This window comes from Peribacillus frigoritolerans (assembly GCF_030676415.1).
GTDB classification, from domain to species: Bacteria; Bacillota; Bacilli; order Bacillales; family DSM-1321; genus Peribacillus; species Peribacillus frigoritolerans_A.
In genome coordinates this window covers 35,288-52,384 of sequence record NZ_JAUUTW010000010.1, presented here as the reverse complement: position 1 = coordinate 52,384, position 17,097 = coordinate 35,288, and the positions used below count along the sequence as shown (strand labels likewise).

Here is a 17,097-nt window from a genome sequence, read left to right as displayed (position 1 = left end):
TTAGCATACCACGCTAAAACTTTTGTTTTACACAAAAGAAAAAGGAGCAAAAACTTTGCTCCTTTTTCTTTTTAATGGATGACCTTTTATCTTTTCGATAAAGTTGACCACGTATTTTCAAGCCATTTATCAAAGTCTGCTCCTTTTTCACCCTCATAGGTATCATATATATCCATTCTCATCTTCTGGAGTTTCTCTTTAAATTCAGTATATGTGTGATTTTCTGGTAAACTCTTCTTGATCCTGAGTAAGATTTTGGTCAATCCTTTAACCGACTCGCCCTTTTTCCTTGCTGGCAATTGAACATCTTCGCCTAAACTTTTCAATTGACGGTAGGCGGCCTCTTGAACTTTATATACAGAATCATTATTCAGGATATGTGTGAGAATGTCGATTACTTGTTTATTTTTTGACTGACCTAATTCTTCGATCGCATCTAAACGGTCTCTCCAACTAGATTTACGATTGGCAGATTTTTTTAATTCCTCATAGTTGGCAGGTAACTCGATACCTATTGTTTCTTTGTTATTCAAATGAATCATTTCTCCTTCTGTCTTAGTAATCCGGATATCAAAATGTTAATCCGATATTACAATAATCCCATTACCAAGAATGGCTTATTCCATTCTTTATTATACCCTTTTCCATATTTTAATATAGTAAAATTTCTTAATCATCTGCTGTATCTTCTATCAGTCGGGTGCGGGGTGCCCGATGCTTTGGTTCTACAAACTTACCTGCACCTATAGCTCAATAAGTAACTTTAACATTAAAAGGCATAAAACCTGCGTGGATTCATGCCCCTTTAGTTGACTATAAAGTATGCTTTTCTTATTATGTTGTAAAAAACAGACAATAATAGCACAAATCTAGTCCAAGTAATGTTTTTTATAATCTGGATGGATAGAGAATTTTTTACGTAAATTGGCGAGGTTTACACCAAAACTTTCTTCTAAAAGTTCTCTATGTTTATCCATGATTTCCATGAGATACAAATCATGAATCATGACTTCTGTAATGGGCATAACTAAACCTACATGCATGGTCCATGCTGCACGGCTATCTTTACCAAGCGAGACAATACCTGCTACTACTTCTGAATCATCTCCACTAATGACAAGCCAACGTCCACCATACTCTTCTGTAATTTCATGACCCATATAATGAAGGTAAACATTAGCAAAATCACAGACGATTTCCCCATAGGCAATAATTGTTACATTGACCCCTCTATATGCTGCCTGTCTAAGTTCAGACTCTAATTCTTCGAATTCGTCTTCCCAAATCTCTAAGAGTATTCTTTTTTTAGCAGATAATATACAAGCTTTTACCTTATCGAGTATTTCATTGCGTCCCATGATATTCCAGATATTTTCACGATCATTTGCAGAACGTTCAAACTCCGCTAATGATTTTTCTGCCAGTTCAAAATTCTCTTCTGCTTTCATCCGACGGTTTTTTATTAGCTCCCCTGCAGGAACAGGAGTATACTGTGGTGTGTTTCCAGGACTAACCAGAATATCTCCTCTCATTGCGAGACTGTCCAGAATTTCATATATTCTTGAACGTGGTACACCGGAGTTTTTTGCTACTGCATAGCCTGTTAATGGCGATTCTTCCAATAAGGCAAGATATGCTTTCGCTTCATATTCGGTAAAATTTAGATTTTTTAATGTTTCTAAAATGTTTTCTTTCATAAACCCTCCAACACAACCGTAGTTGCTACCTTTGTAACTAATATTTTAACAAAATCTGTTGACGTTTTCCATTTTCATCTAATATACTTACATAAGTAGTTACTTAAGTAGCCACTATACATGTGGAAGGGGGAAATAGTATGGATAGCTTACTTACATACATATCAATCGTTGCAATGATGGTTATTATACCAGGAGCAGATACTATGCTCTTAGTGAAAAACACGCTTAGCTATGGTCCGAAAGCGGGACGTTATACCGTTCTCGGAATGGCAACGGGACTTTCTTTTTGGACGCTTATTGCTATTCTTGGACTATCTGTTGTCATTGCAAAGTCTGTGATTCTTTTCAGTACAATCAAATATTTGGGAGCCGCCTACTTAATTTATTTAGGGATAAAAAGTTTTTTTGCTAAAAGCGTTTTTTCCTTAAAAGAAATTCAAGCACAAGCAAATACACCTACGAAGTATACAAACCGGCATAATAAAGATTCCTTTATGCAAGCATTACTTAATAACATTCTTAATCCAAAGACCGTTTTAGTTTATATAACAATCATGCCGCAATTTATCAATTTGAACGAAAATGTAAACCAGCAATTGATTATATTAGCCTTCATCTTAACCTTACTCGCTGTTTTGTGGTTTCTATTTCTTGTTTATCTAATTGATTACGCAAAAAAATGGATGAACAACTCCAAATTCCAGAAAGCATTCCAAAAATCAACTGGCTTAATATTAATAGGTTTTGGCATAAAAACAGGAATTTAAGTTCATTTACTAACACATCTAATTTGATTCTACCCGTTCAGAAAATTGAACGGTTTTTTTCATATATATCTAACGTGCAACTAACATCTGTTTACTAACCTGCACTGATTGTTGCATAAAGAAAAAGCTGCCTTAATCATTTTAGTCAATAATGTTAATCAATCTTTCATCCATACATATGGCACTGCATTATTGATCTATAAAGACTTTTTCCACCTACATTATTAATGAATGGTGTAGTTCCCTTACATGGTCATTAATTAAATGAAAAATAAAAACGTCAGCATTTTCCCATAAGAGCAGAAAATACTGACGAGTAATGTTTATGAAGTTTGGAGTATCCTTATTTGTCAATCCAGGCCGCAAGCCTTGGCAAGTATTTCAACAAGGTGCATACTTTTCATTTGGTTTGCCACTCCCTCCCTTTGGATACCAATGCTCATTTGCATTTGGCAGCCAGGGTTAACCGTAACTATGGTTGTTGCTTTCGTTTCTTTTAGATTCTTCATTTTCTCATCAAGAATTTTCATGGATTCATCAAAGTGGAGAAGATTGTAAATGCCTCCAGATGCACAGCAACGGTCAAACCCTTCCATTTCCACATAGGAAACTCCTGGTATGGATTGCAATAATAAACGAGGTTCCTTTTGGACCTTTTGAACATTGCGTAAATGACATGAATCTTGATAAGAAACGATGCCTTGCCATTCTTCAGTAAAGGGAAGCGGTCCCAATTGATGAAGAATTTGACTGATATCTTTTGATTTTTCCGAGAAATCTCTGGCCGCCCCAGCCCATTCGTGATCATCTGCCAATAGATGTCCATATTCAATAAGGGAAGCGCCACAGCCTCCTGCGTTATTTACAATTACATCAGCATCCGCTTGCATGAAGGCTTGGATATTCCTCTTTGCCAGTGCTTTCGCTTGCTTTGTTTCGCCTTGATGGGAATGCAGTGCACCGCAGCAATTCTGATTTTCAGGGAGAATGACCTCACATCCCGCTATGGTGAGCAGCTCAATGGAAAGACGGTTTATTCGTGACATCATGGAATCCATGATACACCCAGTAAAAAATGCCACTTTTAATTTCGTTTCCCCTTTTGACGGCATTAGCGTACCTGTCCGGATTCGTTTGGAGGACGACTCGATGGCTGGAAGTGCTTGTTCTAAATGTGCAAGGGCGGGGGAAACCTTTTGCAGTACATTCGATGTCCGGATAAGCTTGGATAATCCTGTTTTTTGATAGAGATGTACGGCATTTCCAATCCTGTTCATTCGTTTTGGATATGGAAACAGATGAACCAATGCCAGTTTTTTGATCTTGGTTATTTTTTTATTTTTTGAGTATGCTGACGGGGAGTTTTCAACGGCTTCCTTTGCCGCTTCCAGTATATGTCCGTATGGCACACCAACAGGACATGCGGTTTCACAAGCACGGCAGCCTAAGCATAGGTCGATCGGTTCAGCTAAATCTTTTTGGAAATCTATTTTCCCTTCGGCTGCCATTTTCACTAGATTGATGCGACCGCGTGGTGAGGCGGATTCTACACCCATTGATTCATATGTAGGACATGCTGGTAAACAGTAACCGCATTTTACGCATTGGTTTGTCCAATCATAGGCATCTGAATATAAATTTTGAACCGCTGAATTTGTCTCGTTAAGTTTGACGGGTAGATTCATGTAACCAACACAACCCTTGTCTGCCCCTTATCAGGAAAAATCTTTCCTGGATTCAGGATATTATTGGGATCCCATGCTTCTTTAATTTTTTTCATCATATTCACCCCGGTTATTCCTAATTCCATTTCCATATATGGTGACTTTAAAGTACCGATTCCATGTTCACCGGAAAGTGTTCCGCCGAGTTCGATTGCGGCTTCAAAAATTTCACTGACTGCAAGCTCGACTTTTTTCATTTCTGTAATATTTCGTTTATCGGTAATGATGTTCGGGTGTAAATTCCCATCCCCGGCATGGCCGAATACAACCAAGTTCAACCCGTATTTCTCCCGGATTTTGTTTAATCTCTCCATCATCGCCGGTATTTGACTGCGTGGAACGGTCGCGTCTTCAGAAATTTTTGTAGGACCCATTTGTGTAATGGCCGGGGAAACCAATTTACGCGCACTCCAAATAGTTTGGCGTTCTTCCTCTGTCTCCGCTATCTTGACGTAGGAAGCACCCTCCGCCCTGCATATATCAGCGCATTTATTGATTTCTTCCTCAATCGCCAATGGGTGACCATCTATTTCTATGATCAGAATGGCTTCTGCCTGAAGAGGCAACCCTGAAGGCCGATAACTTTCAACAGCACGGATGCACGCATTATCCATCAATTCCAGGGCAGATGGTAAAATTCCTGATGATAAAATGCTGGTAATGGCATGGCCAGAGTCTATCAAATGATTGAAGTGGGCAACAAATGTTTGTTTAGATAGAGGTTTTGGTATCAAGCGGATGATTGCTTCTGTAACGATGCCCAAGGTACCTTCCGATCCTACGATCAATCGGGTCAAATCATACCCTGTTACATTTTTTACGGTCTTTCCGCCAGTACGAATGATTTCTCCCGTCGGGGTGACCACCTCCAGGCCTATCACATATTCTTTTGTCGTTCCGTATTTCAATCCCTTTGGCCCGCTGGAGTTTTCTAATAGATTCCCGCCTATAGTGGCAACATTGGAACTGCTTGGATCCGGCGGATAGAACAAGCCGGCTTCTTCAGCCCTTTTATGAATATTAGCCGTAATCACACCTGGAGAGACAATGGCAAGCATATTTTCCCGATCAATGATCAATTTATCCCGTAAAAGGGTCATATCAAGAACCATCCCCCCTTGAACAGGTAAAGGGCCGCCACTTAGCGAAGTTCCAGATCCTCTGGGGTAAACAGGTATTTTGTGAGTATTAGCCAATTTAACCACTTCACTGATTTCCTCCGCGTTTTTTGGCTGTATAACGATTTCAGGTAAATATTCCCCAAAAGAAGCGTCATAGCTATAACAATATCTTTCTGCCAAATCAAGGAATATTCTGTCACTTGGAATTACCTGACTAAGAGCGTCCAGGGGTTCTTTCTCCATGCTTGTCACTTCCTTTCTAAATAGTGAATTGGAAAATGAATATCTTCATGTATAATAATGGTATTTTATGATTCTGCTAGATATAATGATGAAAGAAAAAGGAGGTTTTTACTTGAAAATCGCACTGGTTCACGCAACCACAACTGCACTAAAACCAATTGAAATGGCCTTTCAGACTGTTGCTCCGAACATTGAACTCCTTCATTTCATGGACACGGGTCTTCTCGCCTTGATGGAAAAGAGCGGCAAGTTAACTCCGGAAATCATCCGCCGCTTTTCTGCATTAGTGAATATAGCCTATGATTCTGACGTTTCATGCATCCAACTTACTTGCTCTGCTTTTAATGACATCATTTCAATTTTACAACCACTATACCCTGTAAAGTTATTTCGTTCAGATGAGGCCATGCTTGATGAAGCACTTCGCTATACTAGCATCGGCCTGGTTTCAACCGTAAAAGAAACGCCGATCGCCCTTCAAAATTACTTATTGAATAAGAATCCGGACTGTATGATCGAGTCATTGGTGGATCCCGGGATCATCCATTTATTATCACAGGGAAAAAGAACGGAACATGACGATCGGGTTAAAAAGATGGTGGAACAATTGGATGGAAAGACAGAAGTGATTTTGCTTTCACAATATAGTATGGAACATATCGCAAAGCAGGTTAATCCTTCTGTCCCTGTTCTAACGGCACCACTATTGGCTGCTAAAAGGTGTTTGGATCATTTGAATGGAACGTTTATATGAGTTTTATTCGTAAAAAAATCTGAACTTCGCAGCATGATCGTTTGTCACATCATTTATATCGTTTTTAACCGTTTGTATGATGGGAACCACCAAAAACTTTCCCGACACCTTGAATCTTTTCAAGTATGACGATTAGAAGGACTGATATGAAAATAACCACGCTTGACACGGATGCAACGATTGGATTGTAGGCATCCTGCATTTGCGAGAAAATCTCGATCGGCAGCGTTCTCATTTCAGGCGATACCATAAAGAGAGATACCGTTACATTATCAAATGATGTCAAAAATGCGAATAATCCCCCCGAGATGGCCGCGGATCCAATTAGCGGCAGTGTCACTTTCATGAATACTGTTAGTGGATTCGCTCCAAGTATGGCCGCGGCCCGTTCGAGATTATAATCAAATCCACTTAAACCGGTTAATACGAGCCGCATAACATATGGTATGCAAATCACGATATGGGCAATTAAAAATCCTGTAGACGTACCGGCAAGCATCATTGGAGTAAAGTACATCAAAAGTGCAATTCCTAAGACTAATTGCGGCACACTTAATGGAGAAGTTAAAAGGGCTGTAATATACGATTTTCCCGGAATATCATACTTTGCGATGCCAAGGGCACCCAAAGTTCCGAAAATGACGGAGAAAAGGGCAGCTAATGCTGCGAACTTCGCACTGTTCAAAAATGCCTCCAAAAATTCAGGACGCTCCAAGATCTTGGCATACCATTGCAGTGAGAAACCTTCAGCCGGAAAACTTGGATAATTGGCACTTGTAAAAGATGCGGGAATAACGACAATGAGCGGTATCAAGATATAGATAATGGCCAACACGGCAACGGCAATCCGAAGGCCGCCAAACGTTTTCATCATCGGAATACCTCCTTGAATTTCCCTTTTTCAAACACTCTGGTAAAGACGGCTACTGATAGGACAGTGGTTGCTAATAGAATATAAGAAAGAGCAGATCCAAAAGTCCAGTGCAGCAGGTTATTTATTTGATCATAGATGACAACAGGCATCACGGGCACATTGGCTCCCCCCATTAGTGCAGGCGTAACATAAGCACTCATTGACAAACTGAATACGAGAATGCAACCAGATACGATACCAGGGATACTTAGCGGCAAGGTAATGGAAAAGAACCTTCTGAATGGGCTTGCCCCAAGTATCGCTCCTGCCTTATCCAGAGAGGGATCAATATTATAAAGACTGGCAACGATGGATAAGATCATGAAAGGAAGATATGCATTGGATAGCCCAATCACAACTCCGATTTCCGAAAACAATAGTTTCAATGGTGCATCTATTATGCCAAGGGCCATCAAGGTTTGATTAATTGTTCCGTTTGGCAATAGCAAGAGGTACCAGCCAAAATTACGGACAACTATACTAACCAAGAGCGGTGACACGATCAAAAGAGTGATATACCCTCTGATCCGCGCTGAACTTTTGGCCATCGTCAAAGCTACCGGGTATCCAAGAAATAAAGCAACCAAGACCGAATATAAACTGATTTTCACTGTCAGCCATAAAGAAGATAAGTAATAGCTATCGGAAAATAATTGTGTATAGTTTTTTAGGCTATAAACTGCATCGGCTCCTCCAAGATTATCTGTTGATATGAAGCTTAAATATAAAATGTATAACATCGGTATGACAAAGAAACCAAATATGAAAAGTAAAATCGGCGTTAAAAGGAGTAATCCCGGCACCCAGACTTTCCTTTTCTTGATTTTAGGTTCCTTTTGCGGCTCTATAGGATTCGTTTCCTGTTCTATTTCTTGACTAGCATAACTTCTGATTGGCTCCATCCAATTAACACCTCACTTCCATTTTGCCATGATGAATCGAAAGCGGATGTCAATACTTGAATACTTTTCCCCTGTAATAGAACATTGATTTCCCATGCGGTACCAAGATAATTAATTTGGCTAATCTTAGCACGATGGAAATCCAATGGAGATGAAGATTTTTCATCAGCAGAGACAATTTGCAGTTTTTCTGGTCTAATATAAAGCTTCACCTCATCACCGATTTTCAAATCACTATCATTTCCCATGATGTTGTTTGCATCGACATGAGTAATATCCGGCCCAATCTTGACTGAAACTTTCCGCTTATCCGCAGCAAACACATTCCCTTCAAAACAATTCGATTTCCCGATGAATTGAAAGACGAATTCAGTCTTGGGATGATTGTAAATCTCAGTCGGTGTACTTATTTGTTCAATTTTCCCTGCATTCATGACAACGACTCGATCAGACATGGAAAGAGCTTCTTCTTGATCATGGGTCACAAAAATGGTCGTTACGCCAATTTCCTTTTGTAAACGCTTTATCTCGGCCCTGAGTTCATGGCGCAACTTTGCATCAAGGTTTGAAAGCGGTTCATCAAGCAAAAGGAGCTCCGGTTCAACTACAAGTGCCCTGGAAATCGCAACACGCTGACGCTGACCTCCTGATAATTCCCTTGGATAACGATTCTCCAATCCTGACATTTTCACTAATTCAAGCGCTTTACTTATCTTCTTTTTTTGCTCAGCTTTATCAACCTTGCGCAGTTTCAGGCCAAAACTGAGATTTTCATAGACTGTCATATGAGGAAAAAGCGAATAAGTTTGAAAAACCATTCCTAAATCTCGCTTATAAGGCGGAACCTTCGTAACATTATTACCTTTAATATGGACCTCGCCCCGATCTGCATCGAGGAACCCTGCAATTAGGTTCAAGGTTGTGGACTTTCCGCACCCGGAAGGCCCAAGAAGAGTGAGTAACTCTCCTTGTTTCACCTCCAGATCAATGCCATTCAGGACAACATTCGCTCCAAATTGTTTAAACGCGCCTTTTATCTCTACATCATTTTTATTTGACCCAACCCCCTGAACTGCCTCCAGGTGTTGCCTATTAATTTCCACATCTTTTTTTAATACTTCCATGTGATCGACACGCCCCTTTTTATTTGAGTTTTTTCCCTAATTCAGGAGTAACCTCTTTCGCCCATCTGTCTGAGACCTCGGCACGGATTTCAGCAAACTTGGCGAAATCAGGTTTGAATGTTTTATCACTTGCTTTAAGTCCGATTGACTCTTCATATTTCTCTGGGATTTTCATGCCTTCTACTGTCGGATAAAATCCTTTTTCGGAAATTAATGCTTGCGCTTCTTCACTGACTACATAGTTGATGAATTCAAGGGCTTCTTTGCTATTAGGCGTATTTTTTACTAGACCAGCGCTGAAAGCTTGAAGAGGCACGCCTTCTTTAGGTACAGACATCTTAATGGGAATACCTGAAACGGCTAGTTCACCTATGGAATAACTTCCCATGACCGTTACATCAGCAGCTCCTTGTTGGATCGCTGGCATCATTTGCGTTGAGTTTTTATAAAATGTATTGGAATACGCTGCAAGATCTTTTGCCTTTTCAAGACCTGCTTCCATGTCTTCCGTACTGCCGCCGTTTGAAATCGCCAGACCATTAAGGGTATTGAAACCCCAGTCATTCGTAATATCTGAAAATGCCGTTTTACCCTCGTAATCAGGTGAGACAAGATCATTCCATGATTCAATTGATTTTAACCCTTTCTTTTTAAAGGTTTCCGTATTATACGCTGGTGCAATGACTAAACCGAATGCTGGCGCGGCAGCATTTTCTACCGGAATGAAACGTGGATCCACCGATTTCATATTGGGAACATTGGACTCATCAATTGGTACGATCAGTTCCTTCTCCTTAGCGCGAATTACATCAACCGGTACAAAAAGGGCAACATCTATTTGCGGAGCGTTCTTCTGTAATTCCACTTTGGATAGGATTTCACCTGATAAACCGGAAATATAATTAACGGTGATTCCCGTTTCTTCTTTGAACTTTGGTGCGATCACATCTCGGATGGCACTTTCAATGACACCGCCATTACCGGCTATCGTTATTTTTTTCTCTCCTTTTTCACCTGTACTCGTTTGTACGGATTCCCCCGGTTTTTGCGGAGTAGGATTACCACATCCCGTAAGAGCGATCAATACTATTATTGATAAAAGACTCATCAGTTTTTTCATAGTCATTTCCTCCCGTTTTTCATTGATTTCCAATAATTCCTTGTTCGGTAAAATAATTCATGGCCCCTGGATGAAAATCAAGTGGAACTTGTTTAGTTCCTTCATTTATTGAAATTTCAGATGCAGCTGGATGTGTATGCTGCAGTTCAGGCAGATGTTCATATAATGTTTTCACAAGATTGTAAGCATGAGGGTCAGACATTTCCTTGTAGGTTACCAGGACATTTTTAATTGAAATCGTTTGGACATTTTTTTTCATTCCCCTGTATGTACCTTTGGGAATTTCATTATGAGTATAAACTCCATATTGTTTTTGAAGGCGCTCAATGATGTCCCCCGGTATTGGAATGAAAGTCAGTTCCGTCTGCTTGGATATGAAAGCGATTTCATTATTCGGAATTCCCGAAGAAAAGAAAGCTGCATCAATGGTGCCACTTCGTAATGCTTCTGCAGATTGAGAAAAAGAAAGATAGGATAAATTCAATTGATCAGTCGGTAAATCAGATTCTAACAGTATCCGCTCTGCAATAAGCCTTGTACCGCTTCCTGCCGTTCCCACACTAATTCGTTTACCAACTAAATCTTCTAAGGAATCAATATCATTTTGTTTAGAAGTAACAATTTGAACATAATTGGAATATAGGGCCGTTAAAGCTCTTAATTTGGATTTATCCGTTTCAGGCAAATCAAGTACATCCACTGTGGTAAAACCAATTTCTGCCCGATGACGGCTAACCAATTCAGTATTTTCGATTGAAGCATGGGTTACCTGGGTTCCTGACACAGCTCCGTTATATTTTTCATACATGTTTGATAATCTTTGTCCTAATGAAAAATAAACACCTGTCATATCTCCGGTTCCAATGATTAGCATCCTATTATTTAAATCCTGCCCTTCAGAAGTTAGTTGCCTCTGAATCAGGGTAGTAGCAGGTTTAGATATTTCCTGCTGCTCATTCATAAAAGAACATCCTGTCATAATACAAAATAACAAAGCGACTTTTATAAAGAGTGCTCCATTCTTCATCGTGGCCCTCCTTTCTTAATGAATTTAAATGCAAATACCATGCCAAGTCGATTTTATGCTTTAAAACGCAAATCCTGCCGATTTCTTGGATGTTTTACAAGTATAAACCGGCAGTTTTTTCCGGTTATCCAGAAAAAATTGCCGATTAATACGATGAGCCTGTTATTCCCCTTTTGAAATAAGCTTGATTTTATCACGAAGGCTTCTTTCAGAAATTTTTAGAATTTGAGCTGTTTTTTGCCGATGGTTTTTACAGTATTGAAGAGTGGCCGTTATGACTTTTTCTTCTATCTCTTTCATGGATATGCCAATAGGAATCCTGAAACTGTTATAATCGTCGACATTGCCATCGGGCTGGAGAATGAACTTTTGTTCTTGAACATATTGCGGCAAGTCGGTATCCTCCATTTTTTTCGAGTTTGATAGGGCAACAGCATATTCTATAATGTTACCAAGCTCACGGACATTCCCAGGGTAATGATAATCCAGTAAAATCCGGCGTGCGGCTGCCGAGAACGTCTTATCTTCACGATTCATATCCTTAACGTGCTTTTTTATAAAATAATCCATAAGGATCGGTAAATCTTCTTTTCTATCTCTTAAAGGCGGCATCGAGATGGGAATGACATTTAGCCTAAAATACAAATCCTCCCTGAATTTCCCTTCCATCACCATTTGTTCCAGGTTTTTATTGGCTGCACTTATAATACGGACATCCAGTGAGATTTTTGTATTGGATCCCAGAGGCGTCACTTCCCGTTCCTGCAATACCCGTAATAATTTGGCTTGAAGAGGTAGGGGCATTTCACTAATCTCATCCAGAAAAAGGATGCCTCCATTAGCAGCAACGAATTTCCCATCCTTTCTCTGTGTTGCACCGGAAAATGCTCCCTTCTCAAAACCGAATAATTCAGATTCCAGGAGCATCTCAGGAATTGCTGCACAATTGACAATCTGCATTGGATTGTTTTTCCTTCTTCCTAGCGTATGGATGTTTCGGGCTACAAGCTCCTTTCCAGTACCACTTTCACCCGTGATAAGAACACTGGAATCAATATCTTTCACTCTTTCAATCATTGAGAAAATACGCTGCATCACCTTGCTGTTACCAAGGAAGTTACCAAATCCCTTTTGAATCTCCAATTCTTCATGTAATGTCTCCAATTGATTGGACATCTGTTTGAATTCGGCTGCCCTCATCAAGAGCAAGGAAAGTTCTTCTATATTAATTGGCTTTTCAATATAGTAGTAGGCTCCTTTTTTTATGGCCTCGATGGAAGTTTCAATGGATGAATAGGCAGTCATCATGATGACTGTTACGTTAGGTGCTATTTGTTTGATTTTCTGTAGGACATCTAGTCCACTTTTATTTCCTATTCTCAAATCAAGTAACACAATATCAAAAGGCTGATTGTCGATTTTCCGAAGACCCTCATCCGGGTCAGTAGTTGTCACGACTTGATAAGAATCTTCCAATGCAAAGCTAAGAGCGGTGCAAATAGCAGGTTCATCATCAATCACCAATACATGCATTTTCATAGTACTCCTCCTCTTTCCAGGCATCTATTCGATAAATAAAGGTAGTAAAATGGTGAATTTCGTTCCTGAATTAGGATAACTTTTCACAAGGATATCTCCGTTATTTTCTTTAATTAGCCTATACGATAACGTAAGTCCCAAACCGACGCCCTTTTCTTTATTTGTGAAAAAAGGCTCGAAAATATGGTTCAGTTCCTCCTGTTTCATCCCTTTTCCCGTATCGGATATGGTAATCCGCCCTGTCTTTTCGTTCTCTTTATCAATGGTGATTTTAATGGTCTTTTCCTTTTTTTCTTCAACGGCATGAATCGAATTCAACACCAAGTTAAGAAGTACTTGTTGAATTTGTTGTAAATCTATATAAAAAATAAGGTCCTCCTCAATCGTCTGCTCGAAATTTATTTGTTTTTTTTCCATTGTCACCTTATGAAATGCAAGTAATGATATAAGTTCATGAGCGTGGCAATTTGTAATATTTGGCGGACGCGGACGTGCATATTCAATTAAATCGGTAACAATCGCATTCAAACGGTTAACTTCAGTAGGCAAGTGTTCCATTAGAACTTGTCGGAATTGAGGATTATCATATTTACTGGGAAGTAAATCAATGAATGTTTTAATCGATGTTAAAGGATTCCTTATTTCATGTGCGACACCTGCAACTAGTTGACCAAGAGCGTGCAGCTTTTCTTGTGTGACCAATTTTTTCTCCAATGTTTTCTTTTCCGTCTCATCATTCATGGAAAGTAAGTATCCGGTTTGTATATCTTCAGAATTGAACATCTTATGCATCGAATATGAAATCACCTTCTGTTCATTTTCCTCATTAAATACCAAGATCCGAAAAGAACCCGTACGATTATTCTCATTTTGTTCTTGATGTAAAACATCGAAATTCTTCATTAATTGCGAATGATTCATAAGATTCAGAATCATTTCCTTGGAAATGTTGAGAATGTCCGATGCCTTTGCATTGCAGCTGGTAATCATGAAATCGAGATCGAAAGTTATGATGCCATTATTGATATTGTTTAAGATTTGATCTTTGAACGCTTCAGCATTAGCGATGTTTTGCCGTTGTTTCTCTAAATCCTTATTTAATAAATGTAACTTCAACGTCTGGTTATGAACGGATTTTTTTAGCTTTTGATTCCATATGTAAATGATTAGAAGGATAAGGGCCACGGCAGTTAAGATTATGATCAACCAGAATATGAATTGCTCCAGCCTGGCAATTTTTTGATTGGATTGTGGCATGACCCATTTATCGATTATCCCATTGATATTTCGGTTTGCTTTAAGTTGTGTGAGTGTATTGTCCATCATGAAAAGAAGTGATTGATTCCCTTTCTTCACTGCAATCGTATAATCCGCGGGTTCAATGACTTCATCGAGAATGATGTAATTCTTTTCCTGGCGGAACTTTTTTAAATAGAAATCTGCCGTCCATTTGTTTCCGATGAATACATCTGCACGGTTGTTCAATAATGTTAAAATACCCGAGTATTGATTCGAAACGGTTGTTAAATTTGTATTCCTCATATTGAGAAATGTACTGATTACTGGAGTGTTATGGTCAAGGACAACATGTGAATCACGCAGATCCGTTAACGTATGAATATCCTGTTTCCTTTTACTAGGAATGATTATTGATTGGGACATTGTAAAATAGGATTGAGTGAAATCAAGTTGGTTATCTTTTTCGGTATTATAGGTACTTCCAACAATTGCATCAATTGTTCCATTACTTAAGGCTTTTTCGGCTTCTTCCATCCTCATCGGAATATATTTGAAATCTACGCCATTATATTTTGCAATTTCCTCCATTAAATCAATATTGATGCCTTTCAGTTCACCAGCTTCATTTTCAAATGAAAATGGAGGAAGATCACTTTCTCCAGCAATTATAAATGTTTTTTGTTCAGCAAAAACAGCTGGAGACCAAAACGTTTGAACAAAGATTATAAAACAAAATATACATAGCTTAAACAGTTGCTTTTTAATTAAGAGCCCTCCTTCTACGCCAAAATCCTTGCAGTCAGTATTCCTCGGCTAAAAACATCATGATAATATACTTCTCCAATTAGGACTTGAACCCTTTAAAATGTAAAGGATTCTTAGTATTATCTGACACAATATAACAATAACCTACAAAAAGGTGTGTGTTTCTGAATGCATAACCTGTTCTAACCTAGCTAAGGTGTTGGATTAAAATTAAAATTAAAATAGAGATTTTACTTGTTACTTTTACAAGCTTCAAAACGATCCATTAGCTCTTTAACGAAATAAATATAAACCCAGCAACCTTTGCGGGGTTTTAGGTTAGGAATAGACTTCTTAATAAATGTCAGTTTGCCTAAAAAAAGAGCCAGTTGATTGGAACGGAAGGTACGAGACTCCTACGGGAAAAGCGAGTGCCCTACGTTCCAGTCAGTTTACAAAGACTCAATTTGTTGAATTATTTTTCAATTTGCCGTCCATTTTCCCAAATCGAAATTTCAGAATGAAAAGCCCCATTTCTCAGTATTAAAATTGAAAAATGGGGCTTTTGTTATTCCATAAAAGCGCCCTATAATGGAATAACACACTTTCCACGGTAGTTTGCTTAAGTTATTTGATTAAGTGGTAACCTGGGGGATCCAAAAAGGAGATCGAATGAACGCAAATAGAGGTAATATCTTAACGCTTGATTCATTTACTTTCTCACCGAATATATTAATCCTTTAATCCCTTTCCATTGAGGATATTCTGCATACATTTTTCAACTCTTGACTCTCGAGTTTTGGATTGTTTGGGTTGAGAAAAGTAAAGAATGTATGCTCTTTGCCGTCCCGGGGTCAATGCTTCAAAAGCCGTTTTCAAGGCAGGGATTTCATTAAATTTATTTTGAAGTTCTTCAGGAATTACGAATTCTGTATTTTTTTTAAAATTCACTTCCAAACCGGCTTTCTCGACTGCAATGGCTTCATGAATATAGGCTTTCAGAATGGTTTCCGTTGCAACTATTTCTTGAACATTGGTGAACCGAATCTGGCGAGCCCCCTGTACATTCTCCGTTTGTTGGATTAGAATCCCATGGGTATCCTTTAACAAGGCACCTTTGTGAAACAGAAGCGCACAATATTCTTTAAATCCATGTATTAAAACGATGTTTTTTTTCTCGAACGTATAACAAGGATGCATCCACTTAAATTCTTCGGTCAGCTCACAGTCAAGAACGATATTTCTTAACGTCTCATATTCTTCTTTCCACTTTTTAGACTTACTTAAAAATTCATCAACCTTAGGATTCATTCTACTATTTGTCATCACGGAACACTCCTCTTTCCTAGCGTTTGCTTTTCATATACGCCCAGCTAAATACTAAAAAACAGGTTCAGAGGTTTGGTCTTACATTTCCACTAACACTTTTTTAAGTTCTTCGCCCATTTTCGCCCAACCATATTTTGCACCATTGAACGCTTGATCTTCTTTTTCGAATCCTGATTGGTCAAGATGTAAATAGGTTGTTCCATCCTCGTGCCTTAATGTCCATGTGACTGTAGTGTTTATCCCTCCACCTACCCAAGTGTAAGCTAACTTATAAGGCTCCTCCACTTCAAGAACTTCGGAATCGATAATTAAATTCCACTGTTCATTCCGAAACTGAAATTTATGTCCGACTACAGGTTTAATATCATTAGCCATTACCCACTTCGCAAGAGTATTTGCATCCGTTAAGGCGAGCCACACCTTCTCGATTGGGCTCTTAAAATTAAAATCTTGTGATACTGTTAAATTCATCTTTTGTTCCTCCTGTAATATTCGGTTTAAAAGTAATATTCTTTCACTCCAAAATTTCCTGTAAAACGATACCCAATCCTCAATTTCTTTCAGCGGGGCAGCATTCAGCCGATACCGCGTTTCCCTGCCGATCTTTCTGCTAATTACTAGACGGGCCTCTTTAAGGATTGCCAAATGCTTTGAAACCGCAGTACGACCCATTTCAAAATGAACGGTCAACTCATTGAGTGGCAATTCTTCCACGTCCGCCAACAAATGTAGCAATTTACGTCTTGTTGGGTCAGCAATGGCTACATAAATATCACGCTCTTGATTTTGATTTTGCTCGTTCAAAATCCCCCCCCTTTATTGGACACCAATTGGTGTCTTTTACTATATGA

Annotated in this window: 15 protein-coding genes and 1 pseudogene; 2 read left to right on the top strand and 14 right to left on the bottom strand. The window is 39.0% G+C overall.

The features are described from left to right. Positions 1 to 86 precede the first annotated feature (86 nt). Together Q8G36_RS11810 and Q8G36_RS11805 are read right to left on the bottom strand one after the other, a co-directional pair. Positions 87 to 542 (bottom strand): HEAT repeat domain-containing protein, encoded by a 456-nt coding sequence (locus tag Q8G36_RS11810; RefSeq protein WP_370694051.1) that lies wholly within the window; start codon positions 540 to 542, stop codon positions 87 to 89. Positions 543 to 869: 327 nt separating this feature from the next. Continuing rightward, positions 870 to 1,697: a TrmB family transcriptional regulator gene (locus tag Q8G36_RS11805; RefSeq protein WP_305160351.1), complete on the bottom strand. Its 828-nt coding sequence runs from the start codon at positions 1,695 to 1,697 to the stop codon at positions 870 to 872. A 140-nt stretch (positions 1,698 to 1,837) separates the two neighbouring features. Here Q8G36_RS11805 and Q8G36_RS11800 point away from each other — a divergent pair, with 140 nt between their 5' ends. Continuing rightward, on the top strand, positions 1,838 to 2,467 hold the full coding sequence (locus Q8G36_RS11800) for a homoserine/threonine efflux transporter (protein ID WP_305160350.1): 630 nt from the start codon (positions 1,838 to 1,840) through the stop codon (positions 2,465 to 2,467). A gap of 350 nt (positions 2,468 to 2,817) precedes the next feature. Here the strand turns inward: Q8G36_RS11800 and Q8G36_RS11795 are convergent, their stop codons facing one another. Then, positions 2,818 to 4,152, bottom strand: a complete 1,335-nt coding sequence (locus Q8G36_RS11795; RefSeq protein WP_305160349.1) for a (Fe-S)-binding protein — start codon at positions 4,150 to 4,152, stop codon at positions 2,818 to 2,820. Further along, positions 4,149 to 5,555: an FAD-binding oxidoreductase gene (locus Q8G36_RS11790; RefSeq protein ID WP_305160348.1), complete on the bottom strand. Its 1,407-nt coding sequence runs from the start codon at positions 5,553 to 5,555 to the stop codon at positions 4,149 to 4,151. Before Q8G36_RS11790 ends, Q8G36_RS11795 begins: the two co-directional genes overlap by 4 nt. 112 nt (positions 5,556 to 5,667) lie before the next feature. Between Q8G36_RS11790 and Q8G36_RS11785 the strand changes: the two genes are divergently transcribed. Continuing rightward, on the top strand, positions 5,668 to 6,309 hold the full coding sequence (locus tag Q8G36_RS11785; protein ID WP_305160347.1) for a hypothetical protein: 642 nt from the start codon (positions 5,668 to 5,670) through the stop codon (positions 6,307 to 6,309). A gap of 64 nt (positions 6,310 to 6,373) precedes the next feature. On the opposite strand, the gene Q8G36_RS11780 is transcribed toward Q8G36_RS11785, so the two are convergent. From Q8G36_RS11780 to Q8G36_RS11735, 10 genes and pseudogenes are all read right to left on the bottom strand, one after another. Further along, on the bottom strand, positions 6,374 to 7,180 hold the full coding sequence (locus tag Q8G36_RS11780; protein WP_094246734.1) for an ABC transporter permease: 807 nt from the start codon (positions 7,178 to 7,180) through the stop codon (positions 6,374 to 6,376). Next, a complete protein-coding gene (locus Q8G36_RS11775; protein ID WP_305160346.1) occupies positions 7,180 to 8,124 on the bottom strand; it encodes an ABC transporter permease in 945 nt (314 codons plus the stop codon). Before Q8G36_RS11775 ends, Q8G36_RS11780 begins: the two co-directional genes overlap by 1 nt. Beyond that, on the bottom strand, positions 8,088 to 9,248 hold the full coding sequence (locus Q8G36_RS11770; RefSeq protein WP_305160345.1) for an ABC transporter ATP-binding protein: 1,161 nt from the start codon (positions 9,246 to 9,248) through the stop codon (positions 8,088 to 8,090). The genes Q8G36_RS11775 and Q8G36_RS11770 overlap by 37 nt, the downstream gene beginning before the upstream one ends. Positions 9,249 to 9,267: 19 nt before the next feature. Continuing rightward, entirely contained in the window at positions 9,268 to 10,368 is a 1,101-nt protein-coding gene (locus tag Q8G36_RS11765; protein ID WP_305160344.1) for an ABC transporter substrate-binding protein, read from the bottom strand. Between the two features lie 19 nt (positions 10,369 to 10,387). Further along, positions 10,388 to 11,395 carry a TAXI family TRAP transporter solute-binding subunit gene (locus tag Q8G36_RS11760; protein ID WP_305160343.1) on the bottom strand — a complete coding sequence of 336 codons (1,008 nt, stop codon included), beginning with the start codon at positions 11,393 to 11,395 and terminating at the stop codon, positions 10,388 to 10,390. A gap of 162 nt (positions 11,396 to 11,557) precedes the next feature. Then, positions 11,558 to 12,934: a sigma-54-dependent transcriptional regulator gene (locus tag Q8G36_RS11755; RefSeq protein WP_305160342.1), complete on the bottom strand. Its 1,377-nt coding sequence runs from the start codon at positions 12,932 to 12,934 to the stop codon at positions 11,558 to 11,560. Positions 12,935 to 12,958: 24 nt separating this feature from the next. Further along, entirely contained in the window at positions 12,959 to 14,839 is a 1,881-nt protein-coding gene (locus Q8G36_RS11750; RefSeq protein WP_305160429.1) for a transporter substrate-binding domain-containing protein, read from the bottom strand. A gap of 810 nt (positions 14,840 to 15,649) precedes the next feature. Next, positions 15,650 to 16,243 (bottom strand): YdeI/OmpD-associated family protein, encoded by a 594-nt coding sequence (locus Q8G36_RS11745; RefSeq protein WP_305160341.1) that lies wholly within the window; start codon positions 16,241 to 16,243, stop codon positions 15,650 to 15,652. An 81-nt stretch (positions 16,244 to 16,324) separates the two neighbouring features. After that, positions 16,325 to 16,717: an SRPBCC family protein gene (locus Q8G36_RS11740; RefSeq protein WP_305160428.1), complete on the bottom strand. Its 393-nt coding sequence runs from the start codon at positions 16,715 to 16,717 to the stop codon at positions 16,325 to 16,327. A gap of 93 nt (positions 16,718 to 16,810) precedes the next feature. Then, positions 16,811 to 17,050: pseudogene (locus Q8G36_RS11735) on the bottom strand (ArsR/SmtB family transcription factor); the annotation flags it as partial. Positions 17,051 to 17,097: the final 47 nt, after the last annotated feature.

Excerpts from the sequence above, each read along its gene's own strand:
- Q8G36_RS11810 (WP_370694051.1), bottom strand. The coding sequence starts at position 542 with ATGATTCATTTGAATAACAAAGAAACAATAGGTATCGAGTTACCTGCC.
- Q8G36_RS11805 (WP_305160351.1), bottom strand. The coding sequence starts at position 1,697 with ATGAAAGAAAACATTTTAGAAACATTAAAAAATCTAAATTTTACCGAA.
- Q8G36_RS11800 (WP_305160350.1), top strand. The coding sequence starts at position 1,838 with ATGGATAGCTTACTTACATACATATCAATCGTTGCAATGATGGTTATT.
- Q8G36_RS11795 (WP_305160349.1), bottom strand. The coding sequence starts at position 4,152 with ATGAATCTACCCGTCAAACTTAACGAGACAAATTCAGCGGTTCAAAAT.
- Q8G36_RS11790 (WP_305160348.1), bottom strand. The coding sequence starts at position 5,555 with ATGGAGAAAGAACCCCTGGACGCTCTTAGTCAGGTAATTCCAAGTGAC.
- Q8G36_RS11780 (WP_094246734.1), bottom strand. The coding sequence starts at position 7,180 with ATGAAAACGTTTGGCGGCCTTCGGATTGCCGTTGCCGTGTTGGCCATT.
- Q8G36_RS11775 (WP_305160346.1), bottom strand. The coding sequence starts at position 8,124 with ATGGAGCCAATCAGAAGTTATGCTAGTCAAGAAATAGAACAGGAAACG.
- Q8G36_RS11770 (WP_305160345.1), bottom strand. The coding sequence starts at position 9,248 with ATGGAAGTATTAAAAAAAGATGTGGAAATTAATAGGCAACACCTGGAG.
- Q8G36_RS11765 (WP_305160344.1), bottom strand. The coding sequence starts at position 10,368 with ATGAAAAAACTGATGAGTCTTTTATCAATAATAGTATTGATCGCTCTT.
- Q8G36_RS11760 (WP_305160343.1), bottom strand. The coding sequence starts at position 11,395 with ATGAAGAATGGAGCACTCTTTATAAAAGTCGCTTTGTTATTTTGTATT.
- Q8G36_RS11755 (WP_305160342.1), bottom strand. The coding sequence starts at position 12,934 with ATGAAAATGCATGTATTGGTGATTGATGATGAACCTGCTATTTGCACC.
- Q8G36_RS11745 (WP_305160341.1), bottom strand. The coding sequence starts at position 16,243 with ATGACAAATAGTAGAATGAATCCTAAGGTTGATGAATTTTTAAGTAAG.
- Q8G36_RS11740 (WP_305160428.1), bottom strand. The coding sequence starts at position 16,717 with ATGAATTTAACAGTATCACAAGATTTTAATTTTAAGAGCCCAATCGAG.